Here is an 18,467-nt window from a genome sequence, read left to right as displayed (position 1 = left end):
CGGCTTGAAGTCAAAAATTTGCTGAATTGATTTGACTGATGCGCGTTCTAGGGTAAGTCGCTTTTTACGATCTGCTACTTGCGGGCAAATAGCCGCCAGCCAAAGAAGAACAGGGCGGACATCACGGTCGCAACGATGAGGAAGCTCCAGTGGGGCAGGCGGCCATTGACCATGATCCACAGCGCCATGCCGCCGATGATGGCAGACAGCCAGACTACAACGCCCTCTTTCCACTTGCCCTGGACCTTGGTGGCGAGGATGATGGCCCAGCCGATGAGTGCGCCTACCGCCCAGGGCCAGAAGGCATCGACCCAGCCGGAAAAGCTCAGGCCACCGTGGGCGAGGCGAGCGGCGATGGCAAAAATCATCAAGGCGATGATGTCAATGAGTGGAGCAATACGCGTGGAAGTCATACGGTTTCCTTTTCTTTTTCTTTACGGGATAGCGCGGCGTAGGTAATGCCCTTGCGGGCATAGTGCCAGAAATAAATGACCCAGCCAATAGCGGTGATGAAGGCAAAAGAGATAAGGCGGTAGATGATCGCCGTGCTGGTGGCATCGACCGCGGTCATGCCCGTGGCCACGAGCGTGGCGATTATCGCTGCTTCCACTGTGCCGAGACCCGCCGGGGTGACTTGAGCGGAGCCGGCCAGCTTGGCAGTGAGATAAGCCAGCGCGACGCCGGCGATGGTGGTGGTGTTATCGGCCGAATCGGTCGTGGGCATCTGGCCGGTTACGGCCCATACGCAGCCCCAGAGCGCGACCATGTCGATTAACCGGTTGGCCAAGGAGTAGAACGATGCCCAGGCGAATTGCCGGCGGGTGAGGTGCACTTCCTTGAGGCTTTCCACGTGCTCGAGCAGGGCTTCGCGCTTCGAGCCTTTTACCAGCCGCTGCTTTTTTACCCAGCGCTCCAGCGTTTCGGGGTTGTTGCTTAGCCAGAAGAGCCCGCCGGAGAGCGCCAGCATTACCGCCAACGTGCCGATGAGGGACCACAGGGCCATATCGGCGTTAAGGAAGAGCACGCCGCCAAGCCCAATAAGCACCAGCCACAAGGTGGAAATGGCCGATGACAGCACGAAGAACCAACCGCACAGGACCACCGAGGCGCCCCAGGTGCGCTGCACGTGGAAGGTCAAAATGGCAGAAAAGGCGGGGCCGGCGGGCATGGTGGTGGACCAGGAATTGGATGCAAAGGTAAGGGCGGCGGTTTCCGTGGCCTCAACCTCCACCCCACCGGCGCGGATGAGCAGGCGCATGACCTCGCCCATCGCCACGACGGAAATAATAGAGGCAACGACCACGAGGGTTACCGGCCCCGGTTCGGCGTGGGAGAGCCGTGAGAAGCCTTCGCTCAAAAAGTCCAGCTCATCGCGGAAGACATAGATGAGGATGGCCAGGACTATGAGCGAGGCGATAACTTGCAGCCAATTTTTCAATTATTTATCTCCTTCAAGGCGCCGCTTTAATTCACTGAAGGGAATGGTCTTCCCACGGCGGGTGGAACCACCAGAAAGCCTAGTGGTCATGTGATGCAGCCAGCTAGGCGCCCACCAGTTATCTTCGCGCAGTAGGTGCATAACGGCGGGGACGAGGAGCATGCGGACAATTGTGGCATCGATAAGCAGCGCAAAAATCATGCCGTACGCGATGTATTTCATCATCACGATATCGGAGAAGCCGAACGCCCCCGCCACCACGATCATGATCAGGGCCGCAGCCGTGATGATGCCGCCGGTATGCGCGGTGCCTGCAGCGATGGCCTCGTCCGTGGAATCGCCGCGCCGCCGCGCCTCCACCATGCGGGAGACCAAAAAGACCTCGTAGTCGGTGGACAGGCCATAGATGATGGCGATGATGAGCACCAGAATGGGGCTCATGAGCGGGCCGGGCGAGAAGTTCAGCGCGCCAGAGCCCACGCCGATGACGAACATGAGCGTCAGGATGCCCAGGGTGGCACCCAGGGTCAGAAGCGTCATGACAATGGCCTTAATTGGCAGCACGAAAGAGCCAAAGACTAATGCCATGAGGATGAAGGTGGCGAGGACGACGTACAGCGCCATCCACGGCAGCTTGTGGAAGAGTGCATCGAGCGATTCCACCTCCATGGCTGGAGTGCCGCCGACATACAGGTTGACGCCCTCGGGCGCTTTAACATCCTCGAGTTCGTGGACGATCCGTGCGTAGTCTTCGCGGTCCTTAATGCCGGCCGAAAGGACCGTGGTCCCGTCCTTGGTGGCGGTGGATGGCCCCATGGGCTCGGTAAGGCCGTTGAGGCCGCGGACTTGCATGACGACATCGACAAGCTGCTCATTGGTGGCGCCTTCCACCACGAGCTTGACCGGCTCGGTGCGGAAAGCTGGGAACTCGTCGTTGAAGGTATCCTGCGCCACGCGGGTGTCATGGTTGGGCGGCAGGTAGGTCTCGTTGATACCGCCGAAGGTGATGCTCATGATCGGCAGTGCGAGCGCGATGAGGAGGCCGCAGATGGCCAGGGTCAGGCCTTTGGCGCGGCGCATGGCCCAGCGCGGCAGCTTGTACCACCAGGTGTCCTGAATGGTGCGGGCCGTGCGGGAGGTGCGGCGCACCGACCACAGGTCGATCTTGGGCCCGAGCATGCCAAACAGGGCCGGCAAGACGGTGACGGACAGCAGGGCCGCCAGGCCGACGGCGGAAATCGAGCCATAGGCAACGGACTTCAAGAAGGCCTGGGGGAAGAGGAAGAGCCCGGAGAGCGCGACGGCGACCATCGCCGCGGAAAAGACGACGGTCTGCCCGGCGGTGGCGGTGGTGGTGGACACGGCATCCTTGGTGGAGCTTCCCTTGTCCAGTTCCTCGCGGAAGCGGGAGACCATAAATAGGCCGTAATCGATGGCCAGGCCCAGCCCCAGCAGCGTGACCACTGCCTGGGCAAAGACGTTGACCTGCAGGAAACCGGCCAGGATGGCCAAAATGCCCAGCGAACCCAGGATGGATAGGCCACCGACGATAAGCGGCATGAACGCCGCTACTACGGAACCAAAGACCACCAGAAGCAGCAGGCCAACGAGCGGGAGCGCGGCCTTTTCCGCGCGCGCAATATCTTCTGCCATGCCTTCATCGAGGGCGTCCGCCACGGCCGTAGCGCCGGCAACCTTGACCGGCGCGGAGGTATCCGTCAGCGCGCCCTCGATGGCGCGGAAATCCTTCAGGGTTTGTTCATCATCGCCCTTGAGCCCAATAGCGGCAAAGGCCAGCGAGTGATCATCGTTGACCAGGTTGGGGTTCTTACTATCGAAATAGCTGGTGACAGAGTCAATCTGATCTGGGTAATCCTCTTTGAGCTGCGCCAAGTGCTCCTTGGCGGCATCGAAATTCTCATCGGGCGAGCTAAAGAGCAAAATCACGTCGCCGGAATTATCGCGGCCGAACGTTTCTTGTTCGATTTGCGCCGCGCTTGTCGATGCCGCATTCGGGTCCTCCCAGCCCTCCTGGCTCATGCGTTCCTCGAGCTGGGTTCCAAAGCCTACGAAGAGGGCAAGGATGGCACCGAGGATGACGATGGGAATGACCTTGCGGTGTGCGTAGGAAAATCGTCCCCATTTTTCAAACATGTGGGGTAAGCCTCCTAGCTATTATTCAGTAGCGCAGCCAGCGGGCGGAATGGCTGGAGCCATGCACCACCTTCAGGCAGGTTATCCAGGTTGACGCGCGGCAGCGGCTCGCGGAAGACGCCGTCAATATCTTCTAGGTCAACGAACTCGATCTCGGGGTGGCCCACGGCCCAGGAGGCGTGTTCGTGGAAACCCAGGACGGTAACGGGAAGGCCCTCATCAATGAGCTCTTCTAACAAGGGCTGAAAGTTCTGGCCATCGGCAGAGGCCACCACGACGCCGGCGAGATCATCGCGCAGTTTTTCAATGTGGTCGATCATATCCGGATCCACGTCATCATCTTCGTGGATCTTCGGCTTGGCAAAGACTCCAAAGCCCACATTGCGGATGGCCTCTACCCATGGGCGAATCACATCGGCACCGCCGGGGGAGACATTGGTAAAGACCGCGGCCTGCGGATCCGCATCGACGTCCACCGCGCGGTAAACCAGCCACCGGCCGATGGCATCAAAACGCGGGCGGTGTGCCGCGGTGGGGCGCCCGCCGAGCAGGGAGCCGAGCCCCATATCCATATTGGGTGCGTCCCACACCAGTAGATAGGTGCTCATTTACTTCTTCTCCCACAGGTATTCAGTAATGACGTGTTCTTTATCTAGGCCCTTGCCCTCAAACTTGGTGATGATCTGGCGGTCCACCAATTGCGGGCAATCCGGCCACGGCCAGCCCTTGTACTCCAGGCTGGGCTCGACGTGCACGAGCTCATCTATCCATTCGGCATAGCCGGCGTGGTCGGTAGCAACGTGCAGGACGCCGCCCTTCTTCAGCCGGGAGGCAAAGAGATTGAGCGTGCCGGATTGGATGATGCGGCGCTTGTGGTGGCGCGCCTTGGGCCAGGGGTCCGGGAAAAAGACGCGGATGCCGTCCAGGGATTCGGGGGCGATCATGCGCACCATGACCTCCACGCCATCGCCACGAATCATGCGGATATTATCGATTCCCTCGCGCTCCACCTGCCCCATGAGCTTGGCCAAGCCAGGCTTATAGAGCTCCACCGCGATGATATTGGTGTCCTGCTCCAGCGGCGCCATGGCCGCGGTGGAGGTACCGGTGCCGGAGCCGATCTCCACGATGGTCTTGGCGCCGGTGCGGCCGAACCACTCATCGACATCGATAAGCTCATCGCTTAAGACGCGGCCCAGCTCGGGCCAGCATTGCTCAAAAAGCTGGTGCTGGTTGTCCGTGAGCGTGCCGCGGCGGAAGGTGACATTGCCCAGGCGCGGGTAGTCCAGGTCATTATCAAAGACCGCATTGAAGTCCGTTTGCGGCGGGCGACCCGGCGGCATTTCTCCGGCAGGGGTGTTTTGAGAATTATCCGTGCTATACATCGCGCCCTATTTTTCCCTGTCCAGGCATGGCAAGCAATATGCCGCGCCGGGTATTTTCCCCGCCGTATGGGGGAGGGGGATAACCGGAGGCTTTGACGGGGGTGGTGTCTTGTGGCGCGGAACGGGCGAACGGGCAACTTGCCTACCCCCGAAATGGTGTGGAGGATATCACGCCTAATATCACAATTGTTCGTGGTGCGCTTGGTAAACGTCCGCTCACGGCGGTGGATATAACCGGAGTGGGAAAAATGACACTTAATGTGAACAATATTTTGGCTCTGCCGGTTAATCTGGAGGCGGAAGGCAAAGTTGGGCCGTGATGTGCCCCGATTTTCACATCCTATCCAGAGGAGAATTTTTAATGACCGCCACCATTCAGGGCCTCGTTGGAGAGCTGCCTACAGACAATCAAAAACTGATCGACTGGATTAATGAAAGCGTTGAGCTTTTCCAGCCGGACGAGGTGGCTTTTGTGGATGGCTCGCAGAAAGAGGCTGACCGCCTCGCCGCGGAGCTAGTAGAAAAAGGCACCCTCATCAAGCTCAATGAGGAAAAGCGCCCGAATTCCTACTTGGCGCGGTCCAACCCTGCGGACGTTGCCCGCGTGGAATCCCGCACCTTCATCTGCACCTCGAAGGAAGAAGACGCGGGCCCAACCAATAACTGGGCGCCGCCAAAGGCCATGAAGGAAGAAATGACGGAGGCCTTCCGTGGATCCATGAAGGGCCGGACCATGTACGTCGTTCCTTTCTGCATGGGCCCGATCAGCGATCCAGAGCCCAAGCTCGGCGTGCAGCTGACCGATTCCGCTTATGTGGTCTTGTCCATGCGCATCATGACCCGCATGGGCGCAGAGGCGCTGGACAAGATTGGTACGGACGGCGATTTCGTCCACGCCCTCCACTCCGTCGGCGCCCCGCTACAGCCAGGCGAAGAGGACGTTGCTTGGCCGTGCAACGACAATAAGTACATCACCCAGTTCCCAGAGACCAAGGAGATTTGGTCCTACGGTTCCGGCTACGGCGGTAACGCTATCTTGGCTAAGAAGTGCTACGCGCTGCGCATCGCGTCCGTCATGGCCAAGGAAGAAGGCTGGATGGCTGAGCACATGCTCATCCTGAAGCTGACGAACCCAGAGGGCAAGAACTACCACGTCGCCGCCGCATTCCCATCCCAGTGCGGTAAGACCAACCTGGCCATGATCACCCCCACCATTCCTGGCTGGAAGGCTGAGGTCGTGGGCGATGACATCGCCTGGCTGCACCTGCGCGAGGACGGCCTTTATGCCGTGAACCCGGAAAACGGTTTCTTCGGCGTTGCCCCTGGCACCAACTACGATTCCAACCCGATTGCCATGGATACCATGAAGCCGGGCAATACCTTGTTCACCAACGTTGCGCTTACCGATGACGGCGATGTCTGGTGGGAGGACATGACCGAGGAGGCACCAGACCACCTCATCTCCTGGACCGGTGAGGACTGGACACCAGCATCGTCCACCAAGGCCGCCCACCCGAACTCCCGCTACTGCGTACCGATTTCCCAGTGCCCCACCGCCGCGCCGGAATACGACGACTGGAAGGGCGTCAAGATTGATGCCATCCTCTTCGGCGGCCGCCGCAAGACCACGGTTCCGCTGGTTACCCAGTCCTTCGACTGGGACCACGGCACCATGATCGGTGCACTGCTGTCCTCCGGCCAGACCGCAGCCGCAGAGGGCGAAGTTGGCGCGCTGCGCCACGACCCGATGGCCATGCTGCCGTTCATGGGCTACAACGCCGGTGACTACCTGCAGCACTGGATTGACATGGGTAAAAAGGGCGGCGACCGCATGCCAGAGGTCTTCCTGGTTAACTGGTTCCGCCGCGGCGACGATGGCCGCTTCCTGTGGCCGGGCTTCGGCGAGAACTCCCGCGTCCTCAAGTGGATCATCGACCGCATTGAAGGCAACGTAGAGGCCGAGGACACGGTGGTCGGACGCACCGCCCGCGCCGAGGACATCGACTTGCAAGGCCTTGACTTCGATGTCGACGACGTTCGCGCCGCACTCGCCGTTGACCCGAAGGAATGGGAAGGCGATATGCAAGACAACGCCGAGTACCTGAACTTCCTGGGCTCCCGCGTGCCCGAGGAAGTGTGGAACCAGTTCCGCGCCCTGAAGAAGCGCGTGGAGGATGCAGCTTCCTAACGCGTTCATCCGCGGTAAATCCCGCATAAAGCTAACCCCAGCAGCGTAAAGCTCTGGGGTTAGTTCTTTGTTGGGGTTAAACCGATCCCCCAGTTACAACGGAAAAGACCCCGCCACCAAAGGAACCGTAATCCTTAACTTGGTGAGCGGAGTCCTCAACTTTGTGACCGCTACCGTGAAGTTCGTTAGCGCGATCCTTCACGTAGGTCTTTAGGCCCGAGGGGCTCAACGATCTGGCACTCGTTGGGGCCCTTATTATTCTACTACGACTTTTAAACCCCAAGAGGAATTTGCTTTCCAGGGCTGGTCCCGATGAAACCACTGGAATAGCGGTACTGAGGTCGATCTTGGATTGAAAATGCTAGTTTTTATCTTGAAAGCCTCGAAACGTTCCCTAGGATAAATTGGGAATCAAGGCAAATGTCTAGGGATAAAATCCGGGGTAGTTCAGTCACGGGCAAACAGATACTGTCCCAAGATTGTGAGGAAATATGCGCGAATCATCAATACTAATTGCAGCTTTGTTTGCGTTGACCATTGGAGTTGGGGTTTTTATTTTCTCAATATCCACATCTAATCCGTCTACGGGACTTTTGATCAGCTCCGGTGCGTGCGCGTTAATGGGCGCCTTCAGCACTTATCTTGCAACCAAAAGGTACCAGGAGTCTAAGAACAAAAAGCTCCAGGAGAATGAGAATCAAAAGCTATAGCTTTTGCTATAGCCCGAGATATCGAATTACGAGATACCCTACGCCCTCTCAATCTGCAGCCATTACTCGTCGTCTCGCTGCAGATCCTGAAGTGCTCCCGGCGGAGTAAAGTGTTCTGGGGTCAAATTAGCTAGCATTTCAGCGAAACTACCCCGAATAGTTTAGAGTTTCACCAACTTCGATGGTCGGTTTGGCACAGGTATGCAAATCATGTATGCTAAGGATCAGAGAAGGCAAGGACAGGTTCCCTTGTCATGAGTTGAAAAGGTCAACAGGACGAAAAGCGCCTGTTGGCCTTTTCTTATATCGGTCGTTTCTTGTGTACTGCACTAACAGTGCTAGTACTGGTCAACCAACTGGCTAATGCAGAATTAATACTTTCTGCTAGGGTAAAGGCATCCTTGGTAACGTCCAAAATATCTACGTTTAACAGACTGTCCATGTGTGAGACGCGATTCCGAAGATCGTGCAGGTGGGCAACTCTCCAGTAAGTCTTTTCGCCACTTAAATCATCTGCGAAAGGAAAAGCGTCCTTTACTGCCCCTTCCCATAAGGTGAAGCGGTTTTTATTTTCGGTCTTTTCCGGATCTGCGCCAGGTGCATGATTAGGGAGGATATCTTTCCACATCCCGAACATCGTGTGAGCAAGCACATCATCGTGTGTAATCGCCTGCCCATGCCGAAAATGACTAGCAGGGCGACGATCTGCTGACTTCTGAGCCCGCCTTTTAGCTTCTAACCTCTTGCCTTGCGTTAGGCTACGTAAAGGCCTTGCTGGGGCCTCGAGGAGCCAACTGGTACTGCGTTGTCCAAGTTGTTCGCTGTTCCACTTTTGCAATTGTGTATCAATGGAATTACGAAGAAAAACCTCGGTAATACCCAGTGTTTCTTGAACGGAGGCAGTCATCTCAACGCCCCAACGATAAAGAGCAAGTGCATGCTTCTCATTTCCATTTGCAGCCTCTAGATACGGCTCAATGCGGGGTTTGCCCAAATTTTCAATGATCTTCTTGCGGTTAGAGCTCTTCACTCTCTCCATGGTGCCAGAAGTTGTGTCCATAAAATACTGTAGAAACCTTTCCGTACTTCTGGGTACATTGAAGCATTCTGGACGTAGTTTCCACCTCGGCTACTGAACTAGCGTTTTTCTCCCGCTGCGCAGGGACTGCTTAGCCTGATAGTCCCGCTAGGGCCGTGATTGCCACGACCGTGTTATTTGCAATGTGAATGCACAGGGGAGCGGTAAGTGTCTTGAACCAGAGGCGCGCTAGCACTAAGAAGGTGCCAAAGAATGCGATGTAGAGCATTACTGCGGGGATGCCGTGTGCGAGGGCGAAGACGGCGATGGTGATAAGCGCTGCCGCCCAGGTGGGCATGGAATTTTGCAGCCAATCCAATAGGACGCGGCGAAAGGCCACCTCTTCTACGAGGGGAATGACAAGCGCGGTGCTGAGTACCACCATGATGGTGGCGGCGGGGCTGATCTTTAGGCCGGCGGAAAGGTTATTGCCGGCTGGTTCGCTGCCCAGGAGTGCATTGACGGCGCCCGTGGCCGCACCAGAGCTCAGGATGGCGAGGGGAATCCACCACAGCAGGTGCCATAAGGAATGCTCGGATTTCACAAACCCGGCATCGCGCCACGACCAGCCCAAGCGGCGGGAAAATCCGTACCAGACCGTTCCCAAGCCGAAGAAGGCGCCGCCGATGGCGATGCCAAAGGCGACCCAGGAACCGCTCTTTGTAATGAGGCCACAGGCGATGCCAATGAGTGCCGCACCGGCAAATGTGGCGACGACGCTGGCTACGGCCCACCCCAGGTGAGCTGCGCGAACGGCGGGAGAGAGCTGTGAGCGCTGTAGTTGGTCCGGCATGCTGGGCAGCATAGCAGGTCAACCTCGGCGCGAGCTGTGGCGTGGCTTAGTCGGGCTGCAGTACCAGCGTCAGGTTGGACACGGCGAATTCGCGCAGACCAGGAACCTTGGTCAGCCACCACGCCCAGCTGGGGTGGTAGCGCGGAAAGGCGAGCTTTAGCGCGCCGGTGGACTCGGCCCAGGTAAGGCCGGTGGAGCAGGGGACATTAAATAGCGAGGTGCCAAAGACATTCTTGGGCGGGTGCCCGTGGCGGCGGGTATAGCGGTCGCGGGCGAAGGCGCCGCCTATGTAGTGCTCCCATAACCCGGTTTCGTGGCCGCCGAAGGGGCCCAGCCAGACGGTATAGCTCATGATGCACAGGCCGCCGGGGCGGGTAACGCGCAGCATTTCTTTGCCCATATCCCACGGGCGGGGGATGTGTTCGGCGACATTAGAGGAATAGACCACGTCGAAGGAATCGTCCGCGAAGGGCAGGCGCGTGCCATCGCCGCGCACGGAATTGCTGAGGCGGATATTGGCCGCGGACATTTCCCCCGCATCGGGCTCAAGGCCAACGTAGGACGCACCGCGGTCCGCGAAGGCGGCGGCAAAATAGCCGGGGCCGCCGCCTACGTCGAGCACGAGGGAATCGGCAAGCGGCACGCCCAAATCGCGGCCCAAGTTCTCCACCAGCGTGGCCGTATCTTCTGCTAGGCCGCCGTAGAAAATATCGGGGCGGGTTTGCTCGAAGCGGAACGAGCGCAGCAGCGCCCAGGAGCGGGAGAGCGTGGCCATGTCGCGGGTGTGTTTCATAAACCACTAGGCTAATACCCCACGATGAAAATTCTTTTACTATGCTGGCGCGATTCCACCCACCCGCAGGGCGGTGGCTCCGAGCGTTACCTCGAACGCGTGGGGGAGTACCTAGCGGCGCAGGGCCACGAGGTGGTCTTTCGCACCTCTAAGCACATGAATGCAGCGCGCCGGGAGGTTCGGGATGGCGTGCGCTATAGCCGCGGTGGTGCCAAGTTTGGCGTGTACCCGCGCGCGTGGGTGGCCATTGTGGCCGGGAGAATGGGCCTGGGGGATCTGCGCGGCATTGACGTGGTTATCGATACCCAAAACGGCATTCCCTTCTTCGCGCGGCTGATTTCCGGCGCGCCGACGGTGCTTCTTACCCACCATTGCCACCGCGAGCAATGGCCCGTGGCCGGTCCGGTGCTCGGGCGGCTGGGCTGGTTTTTGGAATCGCGCGTGGCACCGCGGGTATATCGGGATTCGACCTACGTCACGGTCTCGCAGGCCTCGCGCGAGGATTTGGAGGCGCTCGGCATTGACGGCGCGCGGATCATCGCCAATGGCTTAGACCCCATTCCGGCGCACGTGCCTTCCCTCGAGCGCGAGGCGGATAAGCACCTGGTGACCCTCTCGCGGCTAGTCCCACACAAGCAGATTGAGCACGCCATGGATACGGTGGCGCGCACGCCGGGCGCGGTTTTGGATGTGATTGGCTCGGGCTGGTGGGAGTCGAACTTGCGCGATTATGCCGAAAAGCTCGGCGTGACCGATCGCGTGCGCTTTCGCGGCCAGGTTACGGAAGACTATAAGCACGCCTTGCTCGCGCGTGCCGATGCCCACCTCATGCCCTCCCGCAAAGAGGGATGGGGCCTTGCCGTTATGGAGGCCGCCCAACATGGGGTTCCCACAGTGGGTTATGCATTTGGCCTGCGCGATAGCGTAATCGATGGCGAGACCGGAATCCTTGTAGAAGAAGAGGGCGACTTCGTGGCGGCCACCCAAGAGTTATTAGAGAACGCGGAGTTGCGCCGCCTCCTAGGTTCTAATGCCCGGGAGTTTGCCGCGCGCTTTTCGTGGGAGAAGACCGGCGCTGCCTTTGCGCAATTGCTAGAAAACTTAGTAGCGGGTAAGCAATCCACAGGGCGGTAAGCGCCCACGGTAGTTCGGGGCGCGGGGCGGTGGTCTCTGCGGCGATGGCGCCATCTATCACCACGACGCCCACCCCAAGATCCGCAAGGCCCGCCATATCGCGGTCCTGCCAGGCGCGCAGCGCCGCGCGGTACTGCGGCGAGGCTTGATCGATGACGTCACCGTCCACGCTGAGCTCGCCGGATTCCACCATCGGCACGGCCTTGGAATAGGGATCGACCGCGACTCCCGGGGTGGCTTCTCCATGTGCGCGGCCATCCGGTGGGGGAACCTCCACCAAATTGGGCCGCTCCGGAAAGAACGCCAGGCGTCCGTCGATATCGCGCACCAACTGCTCATCCACCCCCGTATCGCGGGGGGAAAGCACGGCAAGGCGGGATGGGGCGGGCAAGACCTGAATGGTGGCGGCCACCAGCGCCAGCGCGGCCGGAACCTGCGGCAGCGCCCCGATGGAGGCAACGTATAGCGGCAGCGCGAGCATCGTGAGCTTGTGGCTATCGCGCAAAAGGCCGGACCCCGGAACGTTATCGATGGCCCATTCCAGCAGGCCGGGCAATAGCCAACACGCTAGCGCCCCACCTATGCCCAGCGCGGCCAGGACGGTCAAGCGCGCCGGGACGCGGTGCGCGCCTGCCAGCGCGAGAACTGCGACGAAGAGGCCGAACAGGGCCATGCCCAGGGCGGCCTCGCCATTCCAGATTCCGCCGAGGCGCAAGAGCGCGCCTACCGTGCCCACGTGTTCTTCGGCGCGCGGGGAAAAGGCCGCGACGGCGGCTGCGGCATCGCCAGGCACGCCGGGTTGGAAAAGGCCTGGAACCAGCCACGGCAGCCACAAGAGGCAGCCTGCCAGGGCGACCCGTTTCCGGCAGGTAAAAAGGGCGGTGACCACCGCGAACAGCCCACCGGTAGGGGTAAGCGATGCGCCCCACATGGCCAGCCAGGCCAGCCAGCTGTGGCGGCGCCCCGCCCAGGCGATGACCGGGAGCAACCAAGCGGCAATGGCCAGGGACCACTGGCCTTGTAAGAGGCGTTCGATGACAAAGGGATTGGCCACCGCGATGGTCATCGCGGCCAGCGCCGCTACCGTGGTGCGAGACCACAGCGCCGCGGTGAGCGCGGCGGCCCCGGCAGCGGCAAAGATGAGCACCCGGGCGGCCCAGGCGCCGCCGAGTAAGGCCAAAAACCCATCTTGTGGTGCGTTGCGGGCGGGCAGGCTTCCTGCGCCTAGCGCGGATGGGGTAAGCCCCGGATTGTTTAGGAGCACCATATCGCGCCAGAGGAATTCGCCGGACAGCGCGAAGGGCCAGCACACCGCGGCCACGAGGATAATTCCCCATAGCCCGAGGAGGATGCGTCTAGGCGTGTGCGGCATCATGGGCGTCACGGTGGCGGCGCATGTACTGGTAGGCGGCGAAAATGAGCAGGGAAACGCCGATGGCCTTGCCCAGCCAGCCAACGGCCATAAGCCCCCGGATAGCGTAGATTACCGGGCGGACCTCAGCGAGGCGCTCCGCACGGGTATCCTCTGACCACCGGAAATCCGCTGCCAGCACGGAGCGATCCTCGGTGTCATCCTCTGCGATGAGGGTTCCCGCCTGCTGGATATCGGTGGCGAAAAAGACCTTGACGTTTTCCCGGACATCCACGATGGTGCCGGTGGTGGGCTCGACCGAAATATCGCGGCCCACGGTATAAAAGGGCTCGACAATAACGGTGGCATCCGCATCCAAGTCCAAAAGCTCGCGCGAGTGGCGGTCATAAAAACGGCTTGCGGGACCCTTCAACTGGAAGTCGCCGGATTTCAGCTCGTCCGTTTTGGTGGTGCTATCTAGCCCCGCGCTGATATTGCTAAAGATATTCTTCAGCGGCAGCGGCTGTACGTCCTGGTGATAGGAATAGATGGGAATGCCATCCATTTTTGAATCACCAGTAAAGTCTATCGGCGTGGATTCTTGGGCCAGGAAGTCAAAAAATGCGTAGGAGCGTTGCTCCGTGCCGGAGGGGAAGAAATAGGTCAGGCCGTCCCGCTCGAAGTCCGCGCGGGTTAGATCGGCGTTGAATTGGGGCAAGGCGAGGGCCCATTTATTGACCGGATCCGCGACTGGGAACGTGGATTCGCGGTTGAGCACCGAGTCCTGATCAATGGTGGCGATTTCCTCTTGGGAGTCCCCAGCTTTTCCGGCAAGTAGGCTGGTCACGGAATCGGTGGTGGCGATGGTGTCATCATCGTCGACCTCGCCGGTGGCAATGGTGCGCTCCAAGGTCAGCGGCTCGTGGTGCTGGTAGCACCACACCGGGGCGGATTTCTCGGCGCAGCGCGGGTCATCGCTGGATGCGGTATCAGAAGGGGCCTCGCCGGCCATGAGGGCGCGCACGTCCATCCACACTGCGTCGGTGGGCCCGCTTGAGGTGGAAAAATCCTTATCCAAGCCCAGCGGGCGGGTCCGGTTATTGTAGAGCGTTGGCGCGAGGGTACCAATGAGGAGGAAAATGATTGCGGCAATGACAACCCACGCCCGTGGCGAGCGTGGCCAAAGGTAGCGGCTCATTGCAGTACTATATCCAATCAGTTTCAGGTTTCCGGGGTAAAGGAGCAAGCGTGCGCACGCAGGCATCTGTGAAAAGACTACCCCAGCACCTGCCGGAGCTAGACGGCCTACGCGCGGTTGCCGCATTAGGGATCATTGTCACCCACGTATCCTTCCAAACCGGCACCGGGTGGGGATTTGCCGGGCGCTTCGATTTCTTCGTCGCCGTCTTCTTCGCCCTCAGCGCCTTCCTCCTGTGGCGCCGGCGCGGGCTGCACACGGTGCGCGGCTATGCCCACTCCCGCATCGCGCGCTTGGCACCGGCCTATTATGCCTGCGTGGTATCGGTATTGCTGCTGCTTCCCGATGCCCACTCCATCACCCCCACCCAGATCCTCGCCAACCTGACCTCCACGCAGATCTATGTGGTCGATGGCCTTGCCCCGGGCCTTACCCACCTGTGGTCGCTGTGCGTAGAGTTCTTCTTTTACCTGGTACTACCGCTCCTCGTGTGGGCCATTGGCGGCCTGCCGCAGCGCTGGCGCATGGGCGTTATCGCCGGCGCTGCCGTACTGAGCTGGGGCTGGGGATTTATCCCCTTTGTCGCGGACTACGGTGAGGACCAGGTCAACTCGCAAATCTGGCCACCGGCCTATGCCTCGTGGTTCGCGGTGGGCATGCTGGCGGCGGAGGTGGAAGAAAGGGGCATCGGCAAGCGCACGGCGCGCATTCTGCAGGTGCGCTGGGCCTGGGTTGTGCTGGCGGGGCTCGTGCTGTGGGTGGCGAGCCGGGATTGGTTTGGGCCGGCCGGGCTGGTGCACCCGGAGCCGGCGGAATTTGCCCGCCGCATCATCGCCGGGGCGATATTCGCGGCGTGCGTGGTGGTGCCGGTGGCCCTAGTTCCACGTGGAACCTCGTGGCTTAACTCGCCGCTGATGCAGGCGCTGGGCGCGTGGTCCTATTCCATTTTCCTGTGGCACGTGGCGGTGCTCGCCGTGGCCTTTCCGCTGACCGGGGTGGCGCTGTTTAGCGGGAAACCGCTGGATTTTTGGGTGATCCTTGCCGTCACGGTGGTGGGCACCGTTGTGGTCTCTGCGGCGAGCTATACGCTTATCGAGCGCCCGGGCCGCGACCTGCTGATGGGCCGTCGGCGGCGAAAAGGCAGGCCAACCCCGCGGCACATAAGCACATAAGCAGCACGGAATCGCCGGCATAGGACCCTGAGGTCCACGGGGCCCGGGCGAGGATGGCCCCGGCAGCCGCTACCACGCCGCTGGCCAAATAAGCCCGCGGAATGGTGGTCCAGCGCACGATGAGCCAGGCTGCCATGCCCGCAAGTGCCGCCGGCCACCCCACCAGTGCCAGGCAGGCGAGCGAGTACACCGCAGAGGGCATGCCGCCTGGATGCGGGCGCCAGGTTCGCTGCGGGCCGCGGCGCGCAGCAAAGATCAGGCAGAGCCCCAGCGTGGCCAGGCCGAGCGCGCCCCCAAAGAGCAGGGCGGCGCGGTAGGCAGGCTGCGCCTTAAAAGTCATGCGGAATTCCCCATGAGTACCCGCGGGGACGATAAACGCCTGGGTGGCGGCATCGATCTCGTACGGGGCGAGCTCGGTATCGCCTATAAACCCGCGCAGGCCCTTATTAAAGGCGCGGCCGGTAATGAGCAGACGCTCATCCTCTGCAGCAGCGATAGAAAAATCGGTGAGGCGATAATCGCTCGGCGGGGTCCAGCCCTTCTCCGTCATGGACACCCACGCGCCGGTGGTGCGCACGCGGTGGACGCCGGGCTCGAGGCTCAGGGTGCTGCCGGGGGAGTACCGGTGGGAATCGATGAGCACCGGCTTGGTGGAATCCACGGTGACCTCCATGCGGCGCGGCACGGTGACATCGCGAATGAGCACACCGGTATCGTGCACCATCTGCTGGAAGAAGAATTGGTGCACATTCGGCGAGGTATCCGGTACGGTCACCACGCGCTCGATGGGGTGGCCTTCTACCTCCAGTTCCGCGATGCCGGTGCGGTGGGATAGCTCCACGCGGATGGCCTGCGAATCCCCGCCGGGCACGCGCACCGTCTTGGAGCGGAAGGGTTGGAGATCCACTTCTACTGCAGCGCCACCCGAGCGCACCGTTACCGTGGTGGAGCTGGTGGCCATGAGCTTCAGGCTCGGTTGGCTAAAGTCACCGCGCAGCTCGATCCAGCCCTCATCATCGCCGGGCGCGGGCCACCAGGCGGTGGAATTTTCCCCATCGACCGCCGCGGTGGCGGACTTTTCCGGCTGGGCGCCGCCAAAGGCGGTGGCATCGGCGGCAGAAGAAGAGACTTCGACATCGCCGCCGTGGGTCTCCACGGCGGTCAGTGGGCCGGCGGAGGGATAATCGCGCAGGCGGTTATAAACGTGGCTGGGATCGTCTGTGGACAGCGGGGCGGAGGCGGCGCCGTGGAGCGTGCCGTAGTTGCGATCCACCAGCGTGGGGGTATCGGTGACGATATCGGCATCACTGTTCACCAGCTCGCGGGCAGCGGGGCCATTGTGGGCATCGAGGAAGGCCAGCGCCTCGCCGCCACCGGCCACGCGGACGGGATCGGCTGAGGTCAAAGCCATGGAATGCTGCTCGAGCATGATTACATCGACCTCACCAAAAGTATGCACCTCACCGCCAAATTTACTGCTCAAGGTGTCATTATCGGCGGCGAAGAGATCGTGGCGTACCATCACCGCCCCGATGCCCAAGCGCTGCAAGGCGCGCACGCCGCTGGCCGGGTCCTCGTCTAGCGCTGCCATCACGCCGTCCAGGCCACGGATGGCCTCCGGCGGCACGAGGGGAATGGCATCGCGGACGGCCCAGGGGACATCAAGAAGCGGCTGCGCCGGCTCATCGCGGGTCCAACCCCACTCTTGGCGGGCGAAGGAGGCCTCGGGGTAAATCAGGGTGCGGGTATTGTCCGCATGCTCGTTGATGTAATCCGTGGCTTCATGCCAATAGCCCGGCACCTCGTCGTAGGCCCCTAAGGGCAGCAGCCGCTGCGACCACGCCGGGGAGAGCGCGCTGATGCATACGAGTAACACCAGCGCGCCTACCGTCTGCTTCTTGGTGGGGCGAAGCCCCGTGGGCAGCGGCAGGCGTTGACAGGCGCGGGCAAAGCCCAACAGCAGCGGGATGCGCACCAGCGGATCGAATTTGTGCAGGTTGCGCAGGGGCGCCAGCGCCCCATCGAGTGCATCGAGGTACCACGCCGCCTGGCAGCCCAAAATTGCCACACCGGTAATGAGCATGATGAACCACACGCGGGGCAGCCGGCACAGGCCATAAATGCTTATCGCGGCCACAGCCATGGTGATAAGCACAAAGAAGGCTGAGGTCGCGAGCTCGTTGCCAGCGATGCGCTCGGCATCAGCAAAGGGTGACCAGCTCGTTGTCCCGCGCAGGATTTCCGGCAGGTTCAGCCAGCGGGTGGTCACGCGGGAGGATTCGATAAATTCCGTAAACGGCGGGGCGTAGCGGCCCAAGATTAAAAGCGGGCCAATCCACCATGCGGATACGCACAGGCAGCCAAGCAGCCAGGCCGCGCCGGGCTTAAAGGCGCGGCGGTAGACCACGATGACAAGCGCCGGGGTGCACGCCGCGAGCGTGGCGGTGGCATTGACCGCGCCCATCAGCGCCACGGGAATCGTGGCGGCGGCAGCATCGCGCCAGGTGAGTTTTTCCCGGAGGAAGGGCAGGATGACCCACGGGGCTAACATGACGGGCCAGGTTTCAGAAGAAATGGCCGTCAACGTGGAGAGCGAGCGCGGGGAGAGCGCATAGAGCATCGCCGCCACCCAGACCCACCGGCCGCGCAGGCCTATCCGGGTGGCCAGCTTGTAAAAGCCAATAAAGCCCACGCTTAAGACCAGCAGCCACCACAGGCGTTGGGCTATCCAATCCGGCAGGGGCTCGGTTAAAACAAAAAAGGGGCCCTGCGGGAAGAGATAACCGTAGGCCTGGTTCTGCAGCTGGCCCAGGGTAAAGATATCGGTATAGGCATCAAGCGCGCCGCGCAGGAAGTGCCGCGGGTTGGCGGCCAGATCGTGTTTGGTATCGGCGGCGGTCAGCCCCCACGGCTGCACCGCGAGGATGAGCGCCAAGGCAATAATGCCGAGCGGGTAGGGCCGGGCAAGGCGCGCGCAGCGGTGGCGCAGGGCGCGGGCTAGTGCGCGGTAGCGGTGTACATAGGAACCGCTATGTGGGCCGCGGGGGAGCTGATCGGTCCGGTCATGCACGCC

The 18,467-nt window shown here is 61.0% G+C and carries 14 protein-coding genes; 3 read left to right on the top strand and 11 right to left on the bottom strand.

The window, feature by feature from the left end; all coding sequences use genetic code 11:
- Positions 1-74: 74 nt before the first annotated feature.
- From HMPREF1287_RS07565 to trmB, 5 genes are read right to left on the bottom strand one after another with little or no spacing between them, the layout of a single operon-like run.
- Positions 75-413, bottom strand: coding sequence for a DUF3054 domain-containing protein (locus HMPREF1287_RS07565; RefSeq protein WP_005279751.1), 339 nt, complete (start codon positions 411-413; stop codon positions 75-77).
- Positions 410-1,438: a YbhN family protein gene (locus tag HMPREF1287_RS07560; protein WP_005279752.1), complete on the bottom strand. Its 1,029-nt coding sequence runs from the start codon at positions 1,436-1,438 to the stop codon at positions 410-412. Before HMPREF1287_RS07560 ends, HMPREF1287_RS07565 begins: the two co-directional genes overlap by 4 nt.
- Positions 1,439-3,592, bottom strand: a complete 2,154-nt coding sequence (locus HMPREF1287_RS07555) for an MMPL family transporter (protein ID WP_023019841.1) — start codon at positions 3,590-3,592, stop codon at positions 1,439-1,441. It lies immediately after the preceding gene.
- A gap of 14 nt (positions 3,593-3,606) precedes the next feature.
- Entirely contained in the window at positions 3,607-4,200 is a 594-nt protein-coding gene (locus tag HMPREF1287_RS07550) for an NYN domain-containing protein (RefSeq protein WP_005285198.1), read from the bottom strand.
- Positions 4,201-4,977, bottom strand: a complete 777-nt coding sequence (gene trmB, locus HMPREF1287_RS07545; RefSeq protein ID WP_005285195.1) for a tRNA (guanosine(46)-N7)-methyltransferase TrmB — start codon at positions 4,975-4,977, stop codon at positions 4,201-4,203.
- A 361-nt stretch (positions 4,978-5,338) separates the two neighbouring features.
- Here trmB and HMPREF1287_RS07540 point away from each other — a divergent pair, with 361 nt between their 5' ends.
- On the top strand, positions 5,339-7,165 hold the full coding sequence (locus HMPREF1287_RS07540) for a phosphoenolpyruvate carboxykinase (GTP) (protein WP_023018117.1): 1,827 nt from the start codon (positions 5,339-5,341) through the stop codon (positions 7,163-7,165).
- Between the two features lie 1,011 nt (positions 7,166-8,176).
- Here the strand turns inward: HMPREF1287_RS07540 and HMPREF1287_RS07530 are convergent.
- From HMPREF1287_RS07530 to HMPREF1287_RS07520, 3 genes are all read right to left on the bottom strand, one after another.
- Complete coding sequence (locus HMPREF1287_RS07530) at positions 8,177-8,935, bottom strand: hypothetical protein (RefSeq protein WP_023018116.1); 759 nt, start codon at positions 8,933-8,935, stop codon at positions 8,177-8,179.
- A gap of 109 nt (positions 8,936-9,044) precedes the next feature.
- The gene (locus tag HMPREF1287_RS07525; RefSeq protein WP_232215152.1) at positions 9,045-9,746 is read right to left on the bottom strand and encodes a CPBP family intramembrane glutamic endopeptidase; all 702 of its coding nucleotides are present in this window, start codon (positions 9,744-9,746) and stop codon (positions 9,045-9,047) included.
- A gap of 46 nt (positions 9,747-9,792) precedes the next feature.
- A complete protein-coding gene (locus HMPREF1287_RS07520) occupies positions 9,793-10,539 on the bottom strand; it encodes a class I SAM-dependent methyltransferase (RefSeq protein WP_023018114.1) in 747 nt (248 codons plus the stop codon).
- Positions 10,540-10,563: 24 nt separating this feature from the next.
- Between HMPREF1287_RS07520 and HMPREF1287_RS07515 the strand changes: the two genes are divergently transcribed.
- Positions 10,564-11,673, top strand: coding sequence for a glycosyltransferase family 4 protein (locus tag HMPREF1287_RS07515; protein ID WP_023018113.1), 1,110 nt, complete (start codon positions 10,564-10,566; stop codon positions 11,671-11,673).
- On the opposite strand, the gene HMPREF1287_RS07510 is transcribed toward HMPREF1287_RS07515, so the two are convergent.
- Positions 11,567-13,048: a hypothetical protein gene (locus HMPREF1287_RS07510; RefSeq protein ID WP_023018112.1), complete on the bottom strand. Its 1,482-nt coding sequence runs from the start codon at positions 13,046-13,048 to the stop codon at positions 11,567-11,569. The two genes, HMPREF1287_RS07515 and HMPREF1287_RS07510, sit on opposite strands and share 107 nt — an antisense overlap.
- Positions 13,029-14,222, bottom strand: coding sequence for a porin PorA family protein (locus HMPREF1287_RS07505; RefSeq protein ID WP_023018111.1), 1,194 nt, complete (start codon positions 14,220-14,222; stop codon positions 13,029-13,031). Before HMPREF1287_RS07505 ends, HMPREF1287_RS07510 begins: the two co-directional genes overlap by 20 nt.
- 50 nt (positions 14,223-14,272) lie before the next feature.
- Between HMPREF1287_RS07505 and HMPREF1287_RS07500 the strand changes: the two genes are divergently transcribed.
- Positions 14,273-15,394: an acyltransferase gene (locus HMPREF1287_RS07500; RefSeq protein ID WP_023018110.1), complete on the top strand. Its 1,122-nt coding sequence runs from the start codon at positions 14,273-14,275 to the stop codon at positions 15,392-15,394.
- Here the strand turns inward: HMPREF1287_RS07500 and HMPREF1287_RS07495 are convergent.
- Positions 15,312-18,464, bottom strand: a complete 3,153-nt coding sequence (locus HMPREF1287_RS07495) for an alpha-(1->3)-arabinofuranosyltransferase family protein (RefSeq protein ID WP_023018109.1) — start codon at positions 18,462-18,464, stop codon at positions 15,312-15,314. The genes HMPREF1287_RS07500 and HMPREF1287_RS07495 overlap by 83 nt on opposite strands.
- Positions 18,465-18,467 lie beyond the last annotated feature (3 nt).

The organism is Corynebacterium sp. KPL1986 (assembly GCF_000477975.1).
In the GTDB taxonomy this organism is placed as follows: domain Bacteria; phylum Actinomycetota; class Actinomycetes; order Mycobacteriales; family Mycobacteriaceae; genus Corynebacterium; species Corynebacterium accolens.
This window is presented reverse-complemented; position numbering and strand designations above follow the sequence as displayed.

Coding starts and splice junctions, on each gene's coding strand:
- HMPREF1287_RS07565 (WP_005279751.1), bottom strand. CDS start 413: ATGACTTCCACGCGTATTGCTCCACTCATTGACATCATCGCCTTGATG.
- HMPREF1287_RS07555 (WP_023019841.1), bottom strand. CDS start 3,592: ATGTTTGAAAAATGGGGACGATTTTCCTACGCACACCGCAAGGTCATT.
- HMPREF1287_RS07550 (WP_005285198.1), bottom strand. CDS start 4,200: ATGAGCACCTATCTACTGGTGTGGGACGCACCCAATATGGATATGGGG.
- trmB (WP_005285195.1), bottom strand. CDS start 4,977: ATGTATAGCACGGATAATTCTCAAAACACCCCTGCCGGAGAAATGCCG.
- HMPREF1287_RS07540 (WP_023018117.1), top strand. CDS start 5,339: ATGACCGCCACCATTCAGGGCCTCGTTGGAGAGCTGCCTACAGACAAT.
- HMPREF1287_RS07530 (WP_023018116.1), bottom strand. CDS start 8,935: ATGGACACAACTTCTGGCACCATGGAGAGAGTGAAGAGCTCTAACCGC.
- HMPREF1287_RS07525 (WP_232215152.1), bottom strand. CDS start 9,746: ATGCCGGACCAACTACAGCGCTCACAGCTCTCTCCCGCCGTTCGCGCA.
- HMPREF1287_RS07520 (WP_023018114.1), bottom strand. CDS start 10,539: ATGAAACACACCCGCGACATGGCCACGCTCTCCCGCTCCTGGGCGCTG.
- HMPREF1287_RS07515 (WP_023018113.1), top strand. CDS start 10,564: ATGAAAATTCTTTTACTATGCTGGCGCGATTCCACCCACCCGCAGGGC.
- HMPREF1287_RS07510 (WP_023018112.1), bottom strand. CDS start 13,048: ATGATGCCGCACACGCCTAGACGCATCCTCCTCGGGCTATGGGGAATT.
- HMPREF1287_RS07505 (WP_023018111.1), bottom strand. CDS start 14,222: ATGAGCCGCTACCTTTGGCCACGCTCGCCACGGGCGTGGGTTGTCATT.